Genomic DNA, 20,460 nt, shown 5'->3' with positions numbered 1-20,460 from the left:
GGTTACTTCACGCGCGCGGAGTATTCGCCCGAACGCGTGTCGACGCGGATGGTTTCGTCCTGGTTGACGAACAGCGGCACGCGCACGACGGCACCGGTTTCCAGGGTGGCCGGCTTGCCGCCGCCGCCGGAGGTATCACCGCGCACGCCCGGGTCGGTCTCGGTGATCTTGAGCTCGACGAAGTTCGGCGGCTGGACCCAGATCGGGGTGCCGTTCCACAGCGTCACGATGCAGGCTTCCTCGCCCTTGAGCCACTTCTCCGCGCCGCCCAGGCCGGCTTTGTCGGACTGGACCTGCTCGAAGGATTCGGGGTCCATGAAGTGCCAGTACTCGCCGTCGCTGTACATGTAGTTCATGTCGGTATCGACCACGTCGGCCGCTTCGATCGAATCGGTCGCCTTCATGGTCAGCTCGACCACGCGGCCGGAGCGGATGAAGCGGTACTTCATGCGGGTGAAGGCCTGGCCCTTGCCCGGCTTCACGTACTCGGTGTCCGTGATGATGGCGGGTTCGTTGTTGATCAGGATCTTCATCCCGTTCTTGACGTCGTTCATGCCGTAACTGGCCATGGGCAAAACTCCTCGGGTAAGGCAAACCCGCCGCGCGTGGCGACCGGCCGGATACAATGGGAAAGCCCGCCGCAACCGCCGGGCGCTTGTCTTCTTAAGCCACCATGATACCTGCAGCACACGCCTCCAGACAGCCGGTCACGGCTTCGTCCACCACGCCCCCCGCCCCGCTGCAGCCGTCCGCCTGGCAGCAGGCGCTGCGCCAGGCGGTGCGCGACGCGGCCGAACTGCTGCAGCTGCTGGGCCTGGATGCGGCCGCGCTGGGCGTGTCGACGGACGCGACGGCCCAGTTCCCGCTGCTGGCCCCGCGCGGTTTCGTGGCCCGCATGCGCCACGGCGACCCGCACGACCCGCTGCTGCGCCAGGTGCTGCCGCTGGATGCCGAAATGCGGGTCCTGCCCGGCTTCGGCTTCGATGCAGTCGGCGATGCCGCCGCGCGCTCGGCCACCGGTGTGATCCAGAAATACGACGGCCGCGCCCTGCTGGTGGCCACCGGCAGCTGCGCGATCCATTGCCGCTACTGCTTCCGTCGGCATTTCCCGTATGGCGAGGAAACCGCCGCCCGCGATCACTGGTCGCAGGCCGTGGCCCGGATCCGCGCGGACGACACCATCGACGAAGTGATCCTGTCCGGCGGCGATCCGCTGTCGCTGTCCACGGCCAAGCTGGCCGAACTGACCGATGCGCTGGCCGGCATCGGCCATCTCAAGCGCCTACGCATCCACAGCCGCCTGCCGGTGATCCTGCCCGAACGCGTGGACGCACCGCTGCTGCAATGGCTATGCGGCCTGCCCTGGCCCGTGGCGTTCGTGCTGCACGCCAACCACGCCAACGAATTCGATGCGCAGGTTGACGCCGCCCTGGCCGCGCTGCGCGGCGCCGGTGCCACCCTGCTCAACCAGGCCGTGCTGCTGGCCGGGATCAATGACAGCGTCGATGCCCTGGCCGAACTGTCCGAACGTGGCTTTGCCGCGGGCGTGCTGCCGTACTACCTGCACCAGCTGGACCGGGTCCAGGGCGTGGCCCACTTCGAGGTCACCGACACCCAGGCACTGTCGCTGCATGCACAGCTGGCGGCGCGGCTGTCCGGCTATCTGGTGCCCCGGCTGGTCCGCGAGATTCCCGGCGACACCGGCAAGCGCGCACTCTGAGCGCGCTCCGACGCGAATGATTCCGGCCGACCGGGCGCCCGGGCCGGGATGGACGCTCCGGCGGGGTTCCTGTATTAAACGGCGTCCCCCGACAGAACCAGCGCAATGCAGATCGGCAAAGACACCACCGTCCGGTTGATGATCGTCGACGACAGCGGCGAAGCCGCCGAAGCCGTGGTCAGCAACTTCCGCAACGACGGCATCGCCGTGCGCCCGCTGCGCCCGCTGGACCCCATCGAACTGACCCAGCAGCTGGCCAACCAGCCGGTCGACCTGATCCTGGCCGCCAAGACCGCGCGCACCATCCCCATGGACACGGTGCTGTCCACGGTGGCCGCCAGTGGCAAGGACATCCCGGTGATCGTGATGATCGACGACGCCGGCAATTCATCGGTCGTGGACGATCTGGTCCATGGCGCCCGCGCCGTGGCCGTGCGCAGCCGCCAGGACCACCTGCTCAGCGTGCTGCGGACCGAATGGGAGGACCTCGAGGCGCGCCGCAGCCTGCGCCGGCTGGAAGCACAGCTGCGCGAAACCGAGCGCCGCTGCGATGCCCTGATCGCTTCCTCGCGCGACCCCATCGCCTACATCCATGAAGGCATGCACATCCGTGCCAACGATGCCTACCTGGACATGTTCGGCTTCGCCTCCTTCGAGGATGTCGAGGGCCTGTCGCTGCTCGACCTGGTCGCACCCAAGGAGGTTGAGGAGTTCAAGCAGCTGCTCAAGCGCCTGGGCAAGGGCGAGCCGCCGCCGCCACGCTACGAATGCGAAGCGCGCACGCAGGCAGGCGAGGCCTTCCCGGCGGTCATGGAATTCGCCACGGCCACCTACGAGGGCGAAGCCTGCGTGCAGGTGGTCTTCCGCCACCGCGAGCTGGATACCGAACTGGCGCGCGAGGTCGAGGGCCTGCGCCAGCGCGACGTCGTCACCGGCCTGCTCAATCGCCCCACGTTCCTGCACGCGCTGGAAGACGCTGTGGCCGAGGTCGGCCTGGGCGATGGCGCCCAGTACGGCCTGCTGCTGGTCGAGCCCGACCACTACGCACGCCTGCTGCCGGACATCGGCCTGGATTCGGCCGATGCGCTGATCGCGGCGATGGCGGCCAGGTTCGCCCAGGTGCTGGATCCGGACATGATCTCGGCCCGTTTCACCGAACATGGCTTTGCGGTGCTGTGCCGCTGCAGCCACCTGCGCACCGCCGAACTGGCCGAGTCGTTGCGGGCGGCCTTCGCCTCGCATGTCTTTGAAATCGGCGCCCGCTCGGTCACCGCCACGCTCAGCGTCGGCGGCGTGCAGATCGGCGAGAAGATCGCCAGCATCAACCAGGTGCTGGCCCGTGCCAGCGAAAACCTGCACTCGGCGGCCAACCTGGGTGGCAACAGCGTGCAGATCTTCGATCCAGCCGCCGTGGATCGCGCCGAGGAAGAGCGCGTCGAGCGCATCCTGGGTTTCGTCCGCCACGCGTTGAATGGCCCAGGCTTCCTGCTGCATTACCAGCCGATCATTCCGCTGATGGGCGAAGCCGGCGATTTCTACGAAGCCTTCCTGCGCCTGGAGACCGTCGGTGGCGAAAAGATCAAGCCGGTGACCTTCCTGGCCATTGCCGAGGAAGCCGGCCTGCTGGATGACATCGACCGCTGGGTCGTCGCCCGTGCCATCGCCGTGCTGGGCGAACGCGAACGTGCCGGTCGTCCGGCCCGCCTGCTGGTCAAGGTCAGCCAGGCTTCGTTCGGCGATGCACGCCTGATCGACGTCATCGCCCGCGAACTGGCCGCCCATGGCGTGCCCGGCGAACGGCTGTGGCTGGAAACCACCGAGGCCAAGGTCTTCACCCACCTGCGCAGCGCCCAGGAATTCCTGACCTCGGCCAGCAAGCTGGGCTGCAAGGTCGGGCTGGAGCAGTTCGGCACCGGGCTGGATTCGTTCCAGCTGCTGGCCCACTTCACCCCGGCCTTCCTCAAGCTGGATCGCAGCTTCAGCCAAGATCACGCCAGCGCCAGCGAAACCCAGGACACGATCCGCGAGATCACGACCCGTGCCCGGCGCGACGGCATGACCACCATCGCCGAACACGTCCAGGACCCGGCCACGATGTCGCTGCTGTTCGGCGCAGGGCTGGATTATGTGGAAGGACACTTCGTCGGCCAGGCAACACCGGAGATGGGCTTCGATTTCAGCGCCTGAGCGCGCCTGGAAACCGACATGAAAAAGCCCGCCTTCCGGCGGGCTTTTGCTTTTGCTTTGGCCGGCACCTGCACCGACGCCGGTCTTACATCACCGTGCCGGTGGTCTGCTGGGCCTGGCGCAGCGCGGCAATGCGCTCGCTGAGCGGCGGGTGGCTCAGGAACAGCTTCTTCAGGCCCTGGCCGACGCCACCGGCAATGCCGAAGGCTTCCACCTGCGCCGGCAGCGTGCTGGCGCTGTGGTTGGCCGACAGGCGTTCCAGCGCGGCGATCATCTTCTGGCGGCCGGCCAGGGTGGCACCACCGTGGTCGGCGCGGAATTCGCGACGACGCGAATACCACATGGCAATCATGGTCGCGAACAGGCCCAGCACCATTTCCAGCACGAATACGATCGCGTAGTAAGCGATTCCGCGACCGCTGTTCTCGCGGTTGCCCGACAGGTAGCTGTCGATCACGCCGCCGATCACCCGTGCCAGCACGATCACGAAGGTGTTCAACACGCCCTGCAGCAACGCCATGGTCACCATGTCGCCGTTGGCGACGTGGCTGACTTCGTGGCCGAGCACGGCTTCGGCCTCGTCGCGGCTCATCTGCCGCAGCAAGCCGGTGGACACGGCCACCAGCGAACTGTTTCGGCTGGCGCCGGTCGCGAAGGCATTGATCTCGGGCGCGTCGTACACCGCCACTTCGGGCATGCCGATGCCGGCGGCCTGGGCCTGGCGGCGCACGGTTTCGACCAGCCACTGCTCGGCTTCGTTGCGCGGGGTCTCGATCACCATCGCGCCGGTGGCGCGCTTGGCCATCCACTTGGACATCAACAGCGAAATGATGGAGCCACCAAAGCCGAACAGCGCGCCCATCACCAGCAGGCCCGCCATGCTGCTCGCGTTGACGCCAAGCAGGGACATCACGACGCTGGCCAGGGCCAACACGGCCAGGTTGGTCAGCATGAAAAGAGCGATGCGGGTGAACACGGTGAACTCCGATAAAGATTGGGGGGAACCTGCAACGAATCTTGTGGACGGCGTGCTTTGACTTCAAGCTGCAAGCTGACCGCGCGTTCAGCCGTTCCTGCCCCTTCACCACACGCGCCCACCATGCCCCCATCGTCTTATCGCGGTCGTTTCGCGCCCTCGCCCACCGGCTTGCTGCATGCAGGTTCGCTACTGGCCGCCTTCGCTAGCTGGCTGCTTGCCCGCCACGCGCACGGCCAATGGCTGGTGCGGGTGGAAGACCTGGACCCGCCACGGGAACAGCAAGGCGCGGCGGCCGCACAGCTGGAAATGCTGGAAATCCTGGGCTTGCGCAGCGACCTGCCAGTGCTGTGGCAGCACGCCCGCCACGCCGCCTACGCCGCGGCACTGGAGCGGTTGCTGCAGGCGGGGCTGGCCTTCGAATGCCACTGCAGCCGCGCCGACCTCGCGGCCACGGGCGGCATCCATCGCCACTGTGTCGCACGCACCAGACGACCCGATCCAGCCATACGCCTGCGCGTTGGCGGTGACAGCATTGTCACCTTCAAGGATGGCCTGCAGGGCCTGCAACGGCAGGACGTGCAGGCCGACGTCGGCGATTTCGTCCTCCGCCGCGCAGACGGCTGCTGGGCCTACCAGCTGGCGGTGGTGATCGACGATGCCTGGCAGGGCATCACCGACGTGGTGCGCGGCGCGGACCTGCTCGATTCCACCCCGCGCCAGATCCTGCTGCAGCGCGCGCTTGGCCTGGCCACGCCGCGCTACCTGCACCTGCCCCTGCTGCTGGACGCCGACGGCCACAAGCTGTCCAAGTCGGGCGCGTCCCGGCCGCTGGACGCGGACCACGCATTGGATGCCTTGGTCTCCACCTGGACGATGCTGGGCCAGCCGGCCGATGCGCTGCAGGGCATCGATTCGCTGGCCGGGGTGCTGCAGGCTGCGTTGCAGCACTTCGAACCATCGCGGCTTCCGGCGATTCCCGCGATTTACGTTGCGCCGCACAATGGGATTGTCCGCGCGGCTGACTAGAATCGCCGGGCGCCACACGCCTCCCTACAGCGATCTTCCCCACATGACTTCCCGCGTTGCACTCGTCACCGGCGGCACCGGTGGCATCGGTACGGCCATCTGCCGAAAACTGGCCACCCTTGGACACCGCGTTGCCACCAATTACCGCGACCACGCGCGGGCGCTGGCCTGGCAGCAGAAGATGCGCGAAGAAGGCCTGGACATCCTGCTGGTGCCCGGCGACGTGTGCTTCGGCGACCAGGCCCAGGCCATGGTCGAGGAAGCCACCGCCAAGCTCGGCCCGGTGGAAGTGCTGGTCAACAACGCCGGCATCACCCGCGACACCACCTTCCACAAGATGGAAGCGCAGCAGTGGAGCGAGGTGATCGACACCAACCTCAACTCGGTGTTCAACATGACCCGCCCGGTGATCGGCGGCATGCGTGAGCGCCGCTGGGGCCGGGTCATCCAGATCAGTTCCATCAACGGCCAGAAGGGTCAATACGGCCAGGCGAACTACGCCGCGGCCAAGGCCGGCATGCATGGCTTCACGATCTCGCTCGCACAAGAGAACGCAAAGTTCGGCATCACCGTCAACACGGTCTCGCCCGGCTATATCGGCACCGACATGGTGATGGCGGTACCCGAGGATGTCCGCAACAAGATCGTCGCGCAGATTCCCACCGGCCGCCTTGGCACACCCGAGGACATCGCCTATTCCGTGGCCTTCTTCGTTGCCGATGAAGCGGCCTGGATCACCGGGGCCAACCTGTCGGCCAACGGCGGTCAGTACATGGGCTGGTGACTTCAGCACCACCGACACGAAACGTGCGCTGACGCACGCAAGGCACGGACGTTCCGAACCTGGAACGCTCCAAAAGTATGGTTGCGCTGCAAAAAACGCAGGCGCATGCTCCGCGCATATTGATTGAGGTGACCGCTACATGGCTGCGACCCGAATCATCAAGAAGTACCCGAACCGTCGTCTCTACGACACCGAGATCTCCAGCTACATCACCATCGAGGACGTGCGCCAGCTGATCGTCGATGGCGAGGAATTCGAAGTCCGCGACGCCAAGAGCGGCGAAGACCTCACCCGCCTGGTGCTGCTGCAGATCATCAGCGAGCAGGAGCAGGACGGCGAGCCGGTGCTGTCCACCCAGTTGCTGAGCCAGATCATCCGGTTCTACGGCGATTCGCTGCAGGGCTTCATGGGCAACTACCTGGAGCGCAGCATGCAGATCTTCATGGATCAGCAGGCCCAGTTCCGCCAGCAGATGGGCAACCTGCTGGGCCAGACGCCGTGGACCATGATGAACCAGCTGACCGAGCGCAACCTGGAAATCTGGCAGGAATTCCAGCGCAACATGACCGCGGGCATGGGCCGCCCGACCGCGCGCCCGACGCCAACTTCCGGTACCGCCAAGGAGTCGCCCCAGCGCGAACCGAACAAGGCACGCCGCTCCTGAGTGGCGGCATCGGCTAATCCAGTGATCAACCCGCCTAGCCGCGGGTTTTTTCATGCCCTGCGGCGGCATGCGCAAGCCCGGGCTGGATCGTGTCCCTGCCGGGAGGCTCGGACGCTATCCCCGGGCTTGTCCCCTGCGAATCAAGCGATCAGGCACGCCCCAGCATCGACCTATCAATCAGCCCGCCGTGTGTTTTGCAGAAGCACTGCGGCTGATCAAATAACTCGCCAGCAAGGCGATGGCCGCACCCAGATACACCAGTGTCACCGCGCCGATGCCGAAGAACGCCAGCATGGTCAATGCATAGGCAAGGAACGCCACGCCGAACCCCAGCCCAAACCGGACATTACTCGCAAGCAGGATCAGCAGGATCAGCAGGAATGCGGTCTTGGCGTAGTACGCATGCTGGGCGATGGAAAGCGCCTGCACGGCGTCGTTCGCTTGCTGGTACTTGTCGAAGATGTTGCGACCGGCGAAGAAGTCCAGCTGCATGCTGACGTTGACGAAGAGATAGCCAAGGACAACGAGCCAGATGACGACCTTGTTGATGGACATGGGCAGCGCCTCGTGAAGGATTGGAGCGCCTGCCGGGCCCGCGGCATCCGGCAGGCACGCATCGGCTCAGCCGGGCAGTTTGCTGGCCAATACGTCGACCATCTCGATCGACGGCGGCACGGAGAACAGGTCGCCGGCCTTGGCCATCAGCGCCGCAGCCACCTTTCCGGACAAATGCGCCTGGCGCCCATCCTCATCCGGGAAGGCATCGAAGATGCCGAAGGTGCTTGGGCCCAGACGCAAACCGAACCAGGCGATGGTGCCCGGCTCTTCCAGCACGACGGGCAGACCGGCCTCGAGGAAATCCTGGACTTCCTGTTCCTTGCCGGGCTTGGCCTGGAGACGAACGAACAATGCGGTCCTGAGCATGGCAGCACTCCTGATTCCAATTGAACAGGCCGACAGCCTCCTCTACTATTTAACACATGTCAAATAACGGAACCGCCAAGCGCCTTGAACCCGGTGATCGCCGCGACCAGATCGTGCGGATTGCTGGTGGAATTTTTTCCAGTGACGGCTATGACAAGGCTTCGATGTCGGGCATTGCCAAGCAGGCCGGCGTGACCCGCGCGCTGGTGTACCACTACTTCCCCGACAAGGCCGCGTTGTTCGAAGCAGTGCTGCGCGCGGAGGCCGACGCACTGCTGGCCGCAACCCGGCTCGATGCCACCCTGCCCCCGCTGGAGAACATCCGCCGCGCGATCAGTGCGTATCTGATCCACTTTTCGCCCGCGTCGGACAAGGCACCGAACCTGCACGCACAGGCCGATGCACAGCCGGCCATGACCGGGCGGATCCGCGGTGCCAACCACGCGATCCTGGCGCAAAGGGTGACCCGCGCCTTGTCCGTGGAGGGTGACGCACTGACCCACGCGGCCATCGTGGCGTGGCTGGAATTCGTCACCGCCCTGGCGCGCGAAACAAGCGCCACTCCGGATATTGATCGCGAAGCAGTCGTGGATCTGAGCGTAGCCACCCTGAGGGCCATCGTGCCGGCTGCGGCGGCGTTGTTGCACCAGGCCCCGTTGCCGGGGCGATAGCGCGGGTCGAGAAGACCGCCACGCGCGCTCGATCCGCGTCGATGGCTCGACCGAACATGGAGTGCGCCGGCCGTCCCGCTTAAAATTCCGCAGTTGGCCGAGGTGCTTCATGGGCCACTTCAACCCGCGCCTCCCCTCATCAGGTACTCAAGGAAAAGGCATGCCCCCACGTATCGCACTGGTCACTGGTGGCATCGGTGGCCTGGGCACGGCGATCTGCCGCGCACTCACCGCCGCCGGCCACAGCGTGATCGCCACCGACCTGCCCGCCAGCGCCGAACGCCTGCAGGCGTTCTCTGAAGCCACCGAAGGCAAGGTGCACTTCGAACCGGCCGATGTCTCGGATGAAGCCCAGTGTGCCGATCTGGTGGCACACGTGCAGGCCAGGTTTGGCGCGCTGGACATCCTGATCAACAACGCCGGCATCACCCGTGACGCGACCCTGCGCAAGATGGAGATCGCGCAGTGGAACGCGGTGCTGCAGGTCAACCTGACCAGCGCCTTCCAGCTGTGCCACCACGCCATCGACGGCATGCTTGGGCGCGGCTACGGCCGCATCGTCAACATCAGTTCGGTCAGCGGCCAGACCGGTAATTTCGGCCAATCCAACTACGCCGCGGCCAAGGCCGGCCTGCACGGCCTGACCATGTCGCTGGCGCGCGAAGTCGCGGCCAAGGGCATCACCGTCAACAGCGTCTCGCCCGGTTTTGTGCGCACACCGATGACCGCTGCCATGCCGGCCCCGGTCCTTGAAAAGACCCAGTCCGCGGTGCCGGTCGGCCGCCTGGGCGAACCGGAAGACATCGCGCGCGCGGTGCGCTTTTTCTGCGAAGAGGATGCCGGCTACATCACCGGCGCCAACCTGCCGGTCAATGGCGGGCTGTACATGGGGTTCTGAATCTCCGCGGGAGACGCGATGGGGCTTTCCCGGGAAGAACCCGTCGCGCCCCTGGCGGCGCGCTCCTACAGCGGCTGGTCCTGCGTGGCCTTGCCCGCGCCGCAATAGCGATCGTGGAACTGCTGTGCTTCGGGCATCAACGCCTGCAACCGCGCAATGCGGTTGGCCGGGTCGGGATGGGTGGAAGCGAATTCGGGCGGACGCTGTCCACCGCCGAGCTGGGACATGCGCTCCCACAGGGGGATCGCCGACTGCGGGTCGTAGCAGGCCGCGGCCGCCAGCATCAGGCCCACTTCATCGGCCTGCGATTCATGCCCTCGCCCATAGGGCAGCACCACCCCGTACTGCACGCCGGCGCCCAGCGCCGCCATGGTCTGTTGGTCCATGCCGGACACGCCCGCCGCCATCTGTCCCATCTGCACCAGCTTCTGCTGGGCCATGCGCTGCGAACCATGGCGCAGCAGCGCATGGGCGATTTCGTGCCCCATCACGACGGCCAGCGCGTCGCGGGTCTGCGCGATCGGGATCAGGCCGGTGTAGACGGCAATCTTGCCGCCGGGCAGGCAGAACGCATTGGCCTCGTCGGACCGCAACACGCTCACCTGCCAGTCGTAGGCCGACAGATCCGGCGTGGGCTGGTTGTGCTGTTTGGCCAGGTCCGCGGCAACCTGCGGCACCACCGACACCAGCCGCTGTGCAATGGCGGTGACTTCCTGGCTGGTGGGATCGCTTTGCGGCAGTAGCGCGCCCTGCTGCTGCGCTTCGCCGAGCACCTGTTGGTAGGCCTGCACGCCCAGCTCGGATTCCTCCGTGGGGGTGGCGCCGTAATGGGCGGCTTCACCGGTATAGGGATCGGTCTTGCGGCTGCCGAACCAGGTAAAGGCCGCATAGCCTGCAAAGGCCAGCAGGATCCACCAGCGGATGCCGCCACCGCGACGACGCTGCATGCCGGTGCTGCCGTAAGCCTGGTTCATGGCCCTGCCCTCATGGTGTTGTCCTAGATGCCGCGGACCACGCGGAAGCCCACGCGGGCGCTGGTCACGTCCGAATCCTGCGAAGACCGCCACGCCGCCCTTGCCTGCTGCGGCGAACTGGCCCACGCCCCCCCCCGGACCACGCGCGCCCGGCACCCGGGATTGAACCATGCCGCGCCATCGGCCGGGGCACGACGGAAGCTGGCATGCCAGCAGTCGGCCACCCATTCGCTGACGTTGCCACCCAGGTCGTACAGGCCCCAGGCGTTGGGCTTGAAGGTGCCCACCGGCGCCGGCCCCCACCAGCCATCGCCATAACCGACGAAGGCATTGGCCCAGTGCCGTCCACTGGGCGAGACATCATTGCCGCCGGTCAGGTTGGCCACGCCCTTGGGCGGCGGATTCTCGTTGCCCCACGGATAGCGTCCCTGCCCCCCGGCGCGCAGGATGTATTCGAACTCGGCCTCGCTGGCCAGCCGGTAACCATGCCCGGTCTGCTGGGCCAGCCAGTCGGCGTAGGCTTCGGCATCGCGCACGCTGACATGCAGCACCGGCATGTCGTCGATGGCTTTCTGCCCGGTGTACCCGGACTGCCAGTCCACGCCGCTGCGGCGCACGAAATTGCCGCTGCGCTCGTCATAGACGATGGAATGCCCGCGCCGCGTAGCGCGGGCGCGGTAATTGGTGGCCTGCACGAAACGCCGGAATTCGCCCACCGTGACTGGATTGCGCGACACCGCGAACCCGCGGTCGAAGCGCACGTAATGCGCAGGCTGCTCCGCTTCGGCCGCACCCGGTTCGTCTTCGGCCGCGCCCATCCGGAATCCGCCGTGCGGCACCACCACCATCGTCGGCGTGCGTCCGCCACCGGCCAACGCATCGGTGAAGGCCTGCCCGGGCCGGAACAGGCCGTAATGGGTCGCCAGGTCGATGCGCTGGCGCAGGTCGGCCGCCACGGTGTCGCCGGGCAAGGCGATCCGCAGGACCGCGGCCAGTTTTTCGCGAGCGTTTTTCAGGCCCAGCGGCGTGACCAATTCGGCCACGCCGGCATCACGCAATGCGGCGACCTGTCGAGCCCGTTCATGCTCGATGCGCGCATAGGCATCCTTCACCGTCGGCGCGCCCTGGCGCACGCCGTTGGCAAACCCCATCCAACGCGCGGCGCCACCGAAATCGCTGGCTTGCGCGGCATCTTCGGCACGACGGATGAAGGCGCTTTCGGTGGCAGCTAGGCCCTGGGTCGCCCGTGACCGCCCAGGCGCCAGCGCCAAGGCCGCCTGGAAGGTTTCCAGCGCGCCTGATGTCTCGCCTTCGCCCAACAGGCCCTGGCGCAACTGGCTTTCGCCGGTGGCGTTGAGCCGGGCCAACTGCTCGGCCTGGTCCACCTTTTCCAGGTAGGGATCGGTGCGCGTGTCCTGTGGGATCACCGTGCGCAGGACCGCCGCGATCCGCACGGCCAGTGCCAGCGCCTCGCGATCGTCTTCGGCACTGGCCAGGGCGCGGCTGCCCTGCGCCAGCAAGGCGCTGGCTGCACGCGCCAGGCCGCGTTCGGCCACACGGTCCTTCGGGTCCAATCGCAGCAGTGCCAGATAAAGCGGGATTGCATCGCGCGGCTGCTCGAACAGTCGTCCTTCACGCACGGCTGCCGCCGCATCGCGACGCGCCACGCGTGCGGTCTCCGCGGTGAGCTGGACCTGCGGTGGGTCCCAGTTGAGGCCAGCATCGGCGGACGCATCGGCGCTGACGGTCACGCTGGGCGTGCGCGCGGGTGGCACGGCAGCCACGGCTGGCGCAGCCGCCGGCCTGGCAGCCTGTGCAGGCGCGGCAGGACGCTCGCCGCAACCTGCCAGGAACAGCATCAGCAAGGCTGGAACGATGCGCTGCAATCTTCCTCCGATCATGTTCGCCAGGCCGTGGGTTGGCAAAGGACGTTAGGCTATTGTCGCCCGAGCCGGCAAACACCGCCGTGCCAATCCCGCTTTGAACGAAGAGACCTGCGTGCCCATCTGGATCGACACCCCCGACGCGCTGCGAGCGCACCTGCAACAGCTGCCCGCCTGGGTGGGAATGGACACCGAGTTCATCCGTGAAAAGACCTTCTGGCCGCAGCTGGCGCTGGTCCAGGTCGCCATCGGCGATACCACGCTGCTGATCGACCCGCTGGTGCCCGGCATGAACGAAGCACTGGCACCGCTGCTGTCCAACCCCGACGTGGTCAAGGTCATGCACAGCGCCAGCGAAGACCTGGTCGCGCTGGGCTGGGCCTGCGGCGTGCAGCCTTCGCCATTGTTCGACACCCAGATCGCCGCGGCACTGGCCGGCGTGGGCGGCGGCATGGGTTACCAGAAGCTGGTGGCCGAAGTCACCGGCGTCACCCTGGCCAAGGGCGAGACCCGTTCGGACTGGCTGCGCCGGCCGTTGTCGGCTGCACAGCTGGAATACGCCGCCGACGACGTGACCCATCTCGGCGCGATCTACGACACGCTGACGACCAAGCTGCAGGCGCTGGGCCGCAGCGAATGGCTGGCCGCCGACTGCGCACGCATGGTCGCCCAGGCCAGCGAGCAAGGTGGCGAACGCTGGCCGCACCTGTCCATGCGCAGCGCGCAGTTCCTGGATTCCCAGGCGCAACGCCTGCTGCTGCGCCTGCTGCGCTGGCGCGAAACGCAGGCCCGTGCCAGCGACCGGCCCAAGAGCTGGATCCTGGACAACGAACTGGCCGTCACCCTGGCACGCACCCCGCTGGCGTCGCGCGAGGCACTTGGCCGTTGGCTCGACCAGCAACCCAAGGCCCCCAAGAAGCTGGCCGACGCCATCTGGGAGGCACTGAACACGCCTTTGGACGACGAAGCCGACGCACCACTGGCCAAGGCCACCGACCAGGACAAGCAGCGCCTGAAGAAACTGCAGGACGCAGTCGCTGCCAAATCGGCCGAGCTGGGCCTGCCCGACGGCATCCTGGCTTCGCGTCGCTGGCTGGAAGCGCTGATGGATCGTGGACAGTGGCCGGCAGCCCTGTCCGGCTGGCGCCGCCAACAGCTCGAACCGGTGCTGGCCCCGCTGCTGCCCGCAAGCTGACGAATGCCCGTTGAAACACACCAGGGCCCCGGTGCTCCAACGCGCCGGGGCCGGATCCGTGTAAACGCTTCCACCGAGGCCCCGCGGCAGGCTACGCTGCGACGTCCCACGTCCAACCAGGATCCGCAGCGCCGGGCTCGCGCCCGCCTTCGCATCGCCGTGGCGACACCCCGTCGCCATCGGAGAGTTGGATGCACCATCTGCCACGCCCTGCCCTTGCCGCCTGCCTGGCCGTCCTGTTCGGCCTGGTCTTCGCCCCCAGCGCGTCCGCCCAGACCACCGGCATCGCGGCCAGCGACCGTCCACAGGACTTTGTCGCCAACACCCCGCGAGCCGACTTCGAGCGCCGCATCGTCGAAATCCCGATGCGCGACGGGGTCAAGCTGCACACCGTCATCCTGATTCCCACCGGCGCGCACCGTGCGCCGATGCTGCTGACCCGCACGCCCTACGACGCCGACGGCATGACCAACCAGGCCAAGAGCAACCGGCTCAGCGCGGTGCTGGAGGGCTACGACAACTTCCCCGAGCTGTTCAACAAGGACGGCTACATCCGGGTCGTGCAGGACATCCGCGGCAAGTACGGTTCGGAAGGCGACTACGTGATGAACCGGCCGCAGATCGGCCCGCTCAACGACAGCACCGTCGACCACTCCACCGACACCTGGGACACCATCGACTGGCTGGTCAAGCACGTGCCGGAAAGCAACGGCAAAGTCGGCATCCTCGGCATTTCCTACGATGGCTTCACCAGCCTGATGGCGCTGTTCCATCCGCACCCGGCGCTGAAAGTGGCCATCCCGATGAATCCGATGGTCGACGGCTGGATGGGCGATGACTGGTTCCATCACGGCGCCTTCCGCCAGATCGGCCTGCCTTACATCTACAACCAGGTGAACTCGCGCAGCAACACCATCAACTGGGTGGAAACCTCCAGCGACGAATACGACTTCTACCTGAAAGCCGGTGCCGCCGGCCTGCTCGGCAAGTCGCGCGGCATGGACCAGAACGGCGCCTTCCGCAAGCTGCTGGCCCATCCCGCCTACGATGCGTTCTGGCAGGAACAGGCCGTCGACAAACTGCTGGCCCGGGAGCCGCTGAAAGTCCCGGTGATGCTGGTGCACGGGCTGTGGGACCAGGAGGACATGTACGGCGCGCTGGCCGTGTACAACGCGCTCGAACCCAAGGACACCGGCAACGACAAGGTGTACCTGGTGATGGGGCCATGGAACCACGGCGGCCAGCGCGAGGACGGCAGCCATCTGGGCGATATCCAGTTCGGCAGCGACACCGCGGCGACCTTCCGCAGCGAAGTGCTGCGTCCGTTCCTGGATCATTACCTGATGGACAACGCGCCGCCGATGCAGGTCGCGCCCGTCACCGTGTTCCGCACCGGCGAAAACCACTGGGAGCACCTGAAGGCCTGGCCGCTGGGCTGCGCCAAGGGCTGCAGCATCAGCAACAAGCCGCTGTACCTGGAAGACAACGGCAGCCTGGGCTTCGCCCCGCAGGCGGCGGCCACAAGCGTCGACTACCTGTCTGACCCGGCCAAGCCCGTGCCATTCCTGCCGCGCCCGATCCAGGGCCAGGGCTACGGCGACAACCCGTGGCCGCACTGGCTGGTCACCGACCAGCGTCAGGCAGCCTCGCGCCCGGACGTACTGACCTTCACCACCGACGTGCTGACCGAACCGCTACGCATCAGCGGCGTCCCCCAGGTCAACCTGAGCTTGTCGACCACCGGGACCGATGGCGATTTCGTGGTGAAACTGATCGACGTATACCCCGACCAGACACCGGCCGATCCGAAGATGGGCGGCTACCAGCTGATGGTCGCGGCCGACATCCTGCGCGGCCGCTACCGCGACAGCTTCGAACATCCCAGCGCGATCCCCGCGAACACCCCGGTCGGCATCCACTTCCCGCTGCCCAATGCCAACCACACCTTCCTGCCCGGCCACCGGGTCATGGTGCAGGTTCAGTCCACCTGGTTCCCGCTGTACGACCGCAATCCGCAGACCTTTGTCCCCAACATCTTCCTGGCCCAGCCGCAGGACTACCGCAAAGCGACGATCACGGTGAAGCTCGGCGGCGCCGATGGCAGTGCCGTGGTGTTGCCAGTGGTCAGCGGCGCCACGCCGAAGGACTGAACGGCACGCACCGACGCCTGTCCTTGCAGGGCCTCACGCCACTGCACGGACAGGCGGAAGCATCCACTTTTCTTTATCCTGACATTCCTGTCACATACGCAATCATTGCAATCACCGTCCATGCCTTCCGATGCCGCCCTGAGCAATGAACTGCGCCCCCTGCACGCCAGCGATGGGCTCAGGCTGGATCGCCATGACCTGAAGATCCTGCGCATCCTGTCCACCGATGCGCGCATCACCAAATCCAGCCTGGCCGAGCAGATCAACCTGTCGATCACCCCGGCCTGGGAACGCGTACGCAAGCTGGAAGCCGCCGGCCTGATCCGCGGCTATCGCGCCATCATCGACTGGCAGCGGATGTTCCGGACCAGCCAGGTGCTGGTGCAGATCGTGCTGGGCCACCACACCGCCCATTCCATGCGCAGCTTCGCCCAGCGCATGTGCGATGCCCCCGAGGTCGGCTTCTGCTATGCCACCGGCGGCGGTATCGACTTCATCGCCATGATCCAGTGCCGCGACATCGAGCACTACCAGACCTTCATGGAAGGCCTGCTACAGGAAGACCTCGGCATCGAACGCTACTACACCTACATCGTGACCAAGCCGGTCAAGACGCCGGGCGAAGCCTTCCCGGCGGATCTGGAAACGCGACTGGCCTGACACGAAAAAGCCGGCCCAAGGCCGGCTCTGTCGATACTGCAGTATTTGGTGGAGCCAAGGAGGATCGAACTCCTGACCTCGTCGATGCGAACGACGCGCTCTCCCAGCTGAGCTATGGCCCCGTGGGTCTGGATTCTACCGGCCGTCCCGACGCTTGCCAACTTTCGGCCGGAGGGCCGTTAGAGCACGACCGAACGCAACTTGCCCTGATGCAGCTCCAGCGTGCGATCCAGGCGCGCGGCCAGGCGGCGGTCGTGGGTGACCAGGACCAGGCTGGTCTTCTGTGCGCGGTTGAGCTCCAGCATCAGGTCGAACACCGTGGCGGCGGTCTTCTCGTCCAGGTTGCCGGTCGGTTCGTCACCCAGCACGCAGGCCGGACGATTGACCAGGGCACGCGCCACGGCAGCGCGCTGGCGCTCGCCACCGGACAGTTCGCCCGGCTTATGCTCCAGACGATGACCCAGGCCCACCTGTTCCAGCAGCGCCGTCGCGCGCTGCCTGGCGCTGGCGATGTCCTGCCCGCCCAGGGCGACCGGCATCATCACGTTCTCCAGCGCGGTGAATTCGGGCAGCAGGTGATGGAACTGGTAGACGAAGCCCAGTGCGCGGTTGCGCAGCTGGCCACGGGCCGCATTGGACAACTTGGACATCTGCTGCCCGGCGACGTAGACCTCGCCCGAGGTGGGCGTGTCCAGCCCGCCCAGCAGGTGCAGCAAGGTGCTCTTGCCCGCGCCGGACGCACCGACGATGGCCACGGTTTCACCCGCTTCCACCGCCAGTTCAAGGCCGTCGAACACCGGCGTCTTCATCTTGCCTTCGGCGTAGGTCTTGGCCAGCGCCTCGGCGCGGATGACGGCGGTGTCTTCGATCATGCTCGACTCATTCATAGCGCAAGGCCTCGGCCGGATCGGTGCGCGCCGCACGCCAGGCCGGGTACAACGTGGCCAGGAAGCTCATGCCCAGCGCGATGAAGGCGATCAACACGATCTCGTGCGGATTGAGGTCATACGGCAGGCCGGTGATGTAGTACACGTCCGATGGCAGCAGGGTCACCTTGAAGACGTGTTCGATCAGTTCCAGGATCCGCTCCAGGTTCATGGTCAGGGCGATGCCGCCGATCACGCCGGCCACGGTGCCGATCACGCCGATCAGCGTGCCCTGCACCATGAACACCTGCATCACCCCGCGCGGGGTCAGGCCCAGCGTGCGCAGGATCGCGATATCGGCCTGCTTGTCGGTGACCAGCATCACCTGCGAGGAGACCAGGTTGAAGGCGCCCATCGCGATGATCAGCGACAGCAGGATGCCCATCACCAGCTTCTCCATCTTCAAGGACTGGTAGAGGTTGGCGTTCTCGCTGGTCCAGTCGCTGATCCGGTACGGATACGGGCCGAGTTGCTGCAGGCGACCGGCCAGGTCACGGGCGACCTGCCAGGACTGATTCATGTCATGCAGCATCAGGCGCACACCGGTGACGCCATCGCCCATGCGCATCAGTTTCTGCATGTCCTGCATGTTGACGAACGCCATGCCCTTGTCCACGTCGTTGTAGCCGACAGTGAAGATGCCGGTGACGGTGAAGCGCTTGGCACGCGGGATCGCGCCCATCGGCGTGCTGTCCGCGTTGACCGTCGTGACGTTGACCACGTCGCCAACCCGCACGCCCAGCCAGAGGGCCAGTTCGCTGCCCAGCAGGATGTTGAACTTGCCCGGCTGCAGCGAATCGATGGAGCCGGTATCCATCTTCTTGGCCAGTACAGAGACGTGCTCTTCCTGTGCCGGAATGATGCCGCGGACCATTGCACCCTGGCCCTGCGTTCCCATTCCCGTCATGAGCGCTTCGCTGTCGACATAGGGCGCGGCACCGGCGACGCGCGGATCGCTCACGGCCAGCTTCACCGCCTCAGGCCAGTTCTGCATCGGCTGGCCGGCGGCACTGACCGTGGCGTGCGCCGTCATCTGCAGCAGCCGGTCGCGGATCTCGCGCTGGAAACCACTCATCACCGAGAGCGTGGTGATCAGCACGATCACGCCCAGGGCAATGCCCAGGATCGAGGCCAGCGAGATGAAGGAGATGAAACCGTTGCGCCGCTTGGCACGCAGGTAGCGCAGGCCGATGGCGACAGGAATGGGTTTGAACATTGCGCCCTGCGATGAAGGGAATCCAGGCCTTACCGGCCCGTTGGCCCGCTATGGTGCCATTGTGGCGACGGCGGCGGATACCGCCATACCCTCCACGGCCAGACGCAGTTCACGTCGCTGGCGCGCGTCCAGCGTGTCGGGCCACCAGATCAGATAACCATTGGCGCCCTGCACGTCCTGCCACGCAGCGAAGGCAAGCGGCCCGCGCCATTGCAGCGAGAACCGTTGCAACACGACGCCATCGAGCATCGGTGGCAGCGCGCCACCGGCGATCGCCAGCGTCCTGGCAGGCTGGCGCAGATAACGACTTGCCAACCATACGGTGTAAGCCAGAACGAGCACCGATAACCCGATTGCAACCCCGGCAGGAAACGCACTCCCGGCCAGCGACACGACTCCCAGCAGACCCAGCACCAGAACCATCGCGCCAACAAGACGCGACGGACGCCACTCAAGCCGGCAGCTGGCGGATCCTTTCCATGAGCTGTGCGAGCGCGACATCGGGACAATCTTCGTAGCCCATGAACCAGCGCCAGAGCTTATCGTCCTCGCATTCCAGCAACTGTAGGAAAACTGCCCGCTGCGCTTCGGAATCGGTCGCCCAGGCCTGGTCCAGGTAGCGCTCGAACAGCTGGTCCAGTTCGCGCATGCCGCGACGGCAGCGCCAGCGCAGGCGCTTGATGACCGGATCGAAGATGGGTTCGGGGGCGTCGCTCATGGGCGGAGTCCAAAGGGGCGAGAAAGCAAAACGCCCTCCAGCGGAGGGCGCGTTGCGTGGAACGTACGCTGCGATCAGGCGGCGCGGGCCAGCATCAGCTTCTTGATCTCGGCGATCGCCTTGGCCGGATTCAGACCCTTCGGGCAGGTGCGCGCGCAGTTCATGATGGTGTGGCAGCGGTAGAGCTTGAACGGGTCTTCCAGGTCGTCCAGGCGCGCACCAGTGTCCTCGTCGCGCGAATCGATGATCCAGCGATAGGCCTGCAGCAGGATCGCCGGGCCCAGGTAACGCTCACCGTTCCACCAGTAGCTCGGGCAGCTGGTCGAGCAGCACGCGCACAGGATGCATTCGTACAAGCCGTCGATCTGCTTGCGGTCCTGCGGCGACTGCAGACGCTCGCGATCCGGTGCCGGGGTCTGCGTGCGCAGCCACGGCTTGATCGACGCGTATTGCGCGTAGAAATGGGTCAGGTCGGGGACCAGGTCCTTGATCACGTCCATGTGCGGCAGCGGGTAGATCGGAACCTCGCCCTTGCCGCATTCCTCGATGGCCTTGGTGCAGGCCAGCGTGTTGGTGCCGCTGATGTTCATCGCGCACGAACCGCAGATGCCTTCGCGACACGAGCGACGGAAGGTCAGGGTCGGGTCGATCTCGTTCTTGATCTTGATCAGCGCGTCCAGAACCATCGGGCCGCACTTGTCCAGATCCACTTCGTACGTATCGGTACGCGGGTTCTTGTCTTCGTCCGGGTTCCAGCGATAGATCTTGAAGGTGCGCGTGTTCTTCGCACCCTGGGCAGGAAAATGCTTGCCCTTGCCGATCTTGGAATTCTTGGGGAGTGCAAACTCAGCCATGGCCTAGGTCCGGGTAGAGGATTGGGGAGTC

The 20,460-nt window shown here is 66.2% G+C and carries 21 protein-coding genes and 1 tRNA gene; 10 read left to right on the top strand and 12 right to left on the bottom strand.

What is annotated here, in order from left to right; all coding sequences use genetic code 11:
* Positions 1-2 precede the first annotated feature (2 nt).
* A complete protein-coding gene (gene efp, locus O8I58_RS02055; RefSeq protein ID WP_298320248.1) occupies positions 3-569 on the bottom strand; it encodes an elongation factor P in 567 nt (188 codons plus the stop codon).
* Positions 570-673: 104 nt separating this feature from the next.
* Here efp and epmB point away from each other — a divergent pair, with 104 nt between their 5' ends.
* Positions 674-1,720: an EF-P beta-lysylation protein EpmB gene (gene epmB / locus O8I58_RS02050; protein ID WP_298320246.1), complete on the top strand. Its 1,047-nt coding sequence runs from the start codon at positions 674-676 to the stop codon at positions 1,718-1,720.
* Positions 1,721-1,825: 105 nt separating this feature from the next.
* Entirely contained in the window at positions 1,826-3,907 is a 2,082-nt protein-coding gene (locus tag O8I58_RS02045) for an EAL domain-containing response regulator (protein WP_298320244.1), read from the top strand.
* A gap of 85 nt (positions 3,908-3,992) precedes the next feature.
* Here the strand turns inward: O8I58_RS02045 and htpX are convergent, their stop codons facing one another.
* Positions 3,993-4,883: a protease HtpX gene (htpX, locus tag O8I58_RS02040; RefSeq protein WP_298320241.1), complete on the bottom strand. Its 891-nt coding sequence runs from the start codon at positions 4,881-4,883 to the stop codon at positions 3,993-3,995.
* Between the two features lie 123 nt (positions 4,884-5,006).
* On the opposite strand from htpX, the gene gluQRS reads away from it, so the two are divergent.
* The 3 genes from gluQRS to phaR all read left to right on the top strand — a co-directional run bounded on the left by gluQRS (position 5,007) and on the right by phaR (position 7,360).
* Positions 5,007-5,912 carry a tRNA glutamyl-Q(34) synthetase GluQRS gene (gene gluQRS, locus O8I58_RS02035; protein ID WP_298320239.1) on the top strand — a complete coding sequence of 302 codons (906 nt, stop codon included), beginning with the start codon at positions 5,007-5,009 and terminating at the stop codon, positions 5,910-5,912.
* A gap of 43 nt (positions 5,913-5,955) precedes the next feature.
* The gene (gene phbB / locus O8I58_RS02030) at positions 5,956-6,696 is read left to right on the top strand and encodes an acetoacetyl-CoA reductase (RefSeq protein WP_298320237.1); all 741 of its coding nucleotides are present in this window, start codon (positions 5,956-5,958) and stop codon (positions 6,694-6,696) included.
* A 139-nt stretch (positions 6,697-6,835) separates the two neighbouring features.
* On the top strand, positions 6,836-7,360 hold the full coding sequence (phaR, locus tag O8I58_RS02025) for a polyhydroxyalkanoate synthesis repressor PhaR (protein ID WP_298320235.1): 525 nt from the start codon (positions 6,836-6,838) through the stop codon (positions 7,358-7,360).
* A 177-nt stretch (positions 7,361-7,537) separates the two neighbouring features.
* Here the strand turns inward: phaR and O8I58_RS02020 are convergent, their stop codons facing one another.
* Positions 7,538-7,915 carry a hypothetical protein gene (locus tag O8I58_RS02020; RefSeq protein WP_298320234.1) on the bottom strand — a complete coding sequence of 126 codons (378 nt, stop codon included), beginning with the start codon at positions 7,913-7,915 and terminating at the stop codon, positions 7,538-7,540.
* Positions 7,916-7,981: 66 nt separating this feature from the next.
* Complete coding sequence (locus tag O8I58_RS02015) at positions 7,982-8,284, bottom strand: putative quinol monooxygenase (RefSeq protein ID WP_298320232.1); 303 nt, start codon at positions 8,282-8,284, stop codon at positions 7,982-7,984.
* A gap of 56 nt (positions 8,285-8,340) precedes the next feature.
* Here O8I58_RS02015 and O8I58_RS02010 point away from each other — a divergent pair, with 56 nt between their 5' ends.
* Together O8I58_RS02010 and O8I58_RS02005 are read left to right on the top strand one after the other, a co-directional pair.
* Positions 8,341-8,955 (top strand): TetR/AcrR family transcriptional regulator, encoded by a 615-nt coding sequence (locus O8I58_RS02010; RefSeq protein WP_298320230.1) that lies wholly within the window; start codon positions 8,341-8,343, stop codon positions 8,953-8,955.
* Between the two features lie 160 nt (positions 8,956-9,115).
* Positions 9,116-9,853 (top strand): beta-ketoacyl-ACP reductase, encoded by a 738-nt coding sequence (locus O8I58_RS02005; RefSeq protein ID WP_298320229.1) that lies wholly within the window; start codon positions 9,116-9,118, stop codon positions 9,851-9,853.
* 65 nt (positions 9,854-9,918) lie between these two features.
* Here O8I58_RS02005 and O8I58_RS02000 read toward each other — a convergent pair whose 3' ends face one another.
* The gene (locus tag O8I58_RS02000) at positions 9,919-10,827 is read right to left on the bottom strand and encodes a M48 family metallopeptidase (protein ID WP_298320228.1); all 909 of its coding nucleotides are present in this window, start codon (positions 10,825-10,827) and stop codon (positions 9,919-9,921) included.
* 23 nt (positions 10,828-10,850) lie between these two features.
* A complete protein-coding gene (locus O8I58_RS01995; RefSeq protein ID WP_298320226.1) occupies positions 10,851-12,713 on the bottom strand; it encodes a formylglycine-generating enzyme family protein in 1,863 nt (620 codons plus the stop codon).
* 112 nt (positions 12,714-12,825) lie between these two features.
* Between O8I58_RS01995 and rnd the strand changes: the two genes are divergently transcribed.
* The 3 genes from rnd to O8I58_RS01980 all read left to right on the top strand — a co-directional run bounded on the left by rnd (position 12,826) and on the right by O8I58_RS01980 (position 16,715).
* On the top strand, positions 12,826-13,905 hold the full coding sequence (rnd, locus tag O8I58_RS01990; RefSeq protein ID WP_298320224.1) for a ribonuclease D: 1,080 nt from the start codon (positions 12,826-12,828) through the stop codon (positions 13,903-13,905).
* Between the two features lie 191 nt (positions 13,906-14,096).
* Positions 14,097-16,055 (top strand): CocE/NonD family hydrolase, encoded by a 1,959-nt coding sequence (locus O8I58_RS01985; protein ID WP_298320222.1) that lies wholly within the window; start codon positions 14,097-14,099, stop codon positions 16,053-16,055.
* Positions 16,056-16,175: 120 nt separating this feature from the next.
* Complete coding sequence (locus tag O8I58_RS01980) at positions 16,176-16,715, top strand: Lrp/AsnC family transcriptional regulator (RefSeq protein WP_298320220.1); 540 nt, start codon at positions 16,176-16,178, stop codon at positions 16,713-16,715.
* Between the two features lie 46 nt (positions 16,716-16,761).
* Here the strand turns inward: O8I58_RS01980 and O8I58_RS01975 are convergent.
* The 6 genes from O8I58_RS01975 to O8I58_RS01950 all read right to left on the bottom strand — a co-directional run bounded on the left by O8I58_RS01975 (position 16,762) and on the right by O8I58_RS01950 (position 20,429).
* Positions 16,762-16,837 (bottom strand) — tRNA-Ala (locus O8I58_RS01975).
* Between the two features lie 57 nt (positions 16,838-16,894).
* Positions 16,895-17,602, bottom strand: coding sequence for a lipoprotein-releasing ABC transporter ATP-binding protein LolD (lolD, locus tag O8I58_RS01970; RefSeq protein WP_298320218.1), 708 nt, complete (start codon positions 17,600-17,602; stop codon positions 16,895-16,897).
* Complete coding sequence (locus tag O8I58_RS01965) at positions 17,595-18,857, bottom strand: lipoprotein-releasing ABC transporter permease subunit (protein WP_298320216.1); 1,263 nt, start codon at positions 18,855-18,857, stop codon at positions 17,595-17,597. Before O8I58_RS01965 ends, lolD begins: the two co-directional genes overlap by 8 nt.
* Positions 18,858-18,905: 48 nt before the next feature.
* Positions 18,906-19,280 (bottom strand): hypothetical protein, encoded by a 375-nt coding sequence (locus O8I58_RS01960; protein WP_298320215.1) that lies wholly within the window; start codon positions 19,278-19,280, stop codon positions 18,906-18,908.
* A 28-nt stretch (positions 19,281-19,308) separates the two neighbouring features.
* Positions 19,309-19,575, bottom strand: a complete 267-nt coding sequence (locus O8I58_RS01955) for an FAD assembly factor SdhE (protein WP_298320213.1) — start codon at positions 19,573-19,575, stop codon at positions 19,309-19,311.
* A 74-nt stretch (positions 19,576-19,649) separates the two neighbouring features.
* On the bottom strand, positions 19,650-20,429 hold the full coding sequence (locus tag O8I58_RS01950; protein ID WP_298320211.1) for a succinate dehydrogenase iron-sulfur subunit: 780 nt from the start codon (positions 20,427-20,429) through the stop codon (positions 19,650-19,652).
* Positions 20,430-20,460 lie beyond the last annotated feature (31 nt).

Source organism: Pseudoxanthomonas sp., assembly GCF_027498035.1.
Classification (GTDB): domain Bacteria; phylum Pseudomonadota; class Gammaproteobacteria; order Xanthomonadales; family Xanthomonadaceae; genus Pseudoxanthomonas_A.
The sequence above is the reverse complement of the archived record's forward strand: the minus strand, read 5'-3'. Positions and strand labels throughout refer to the sequence as shown.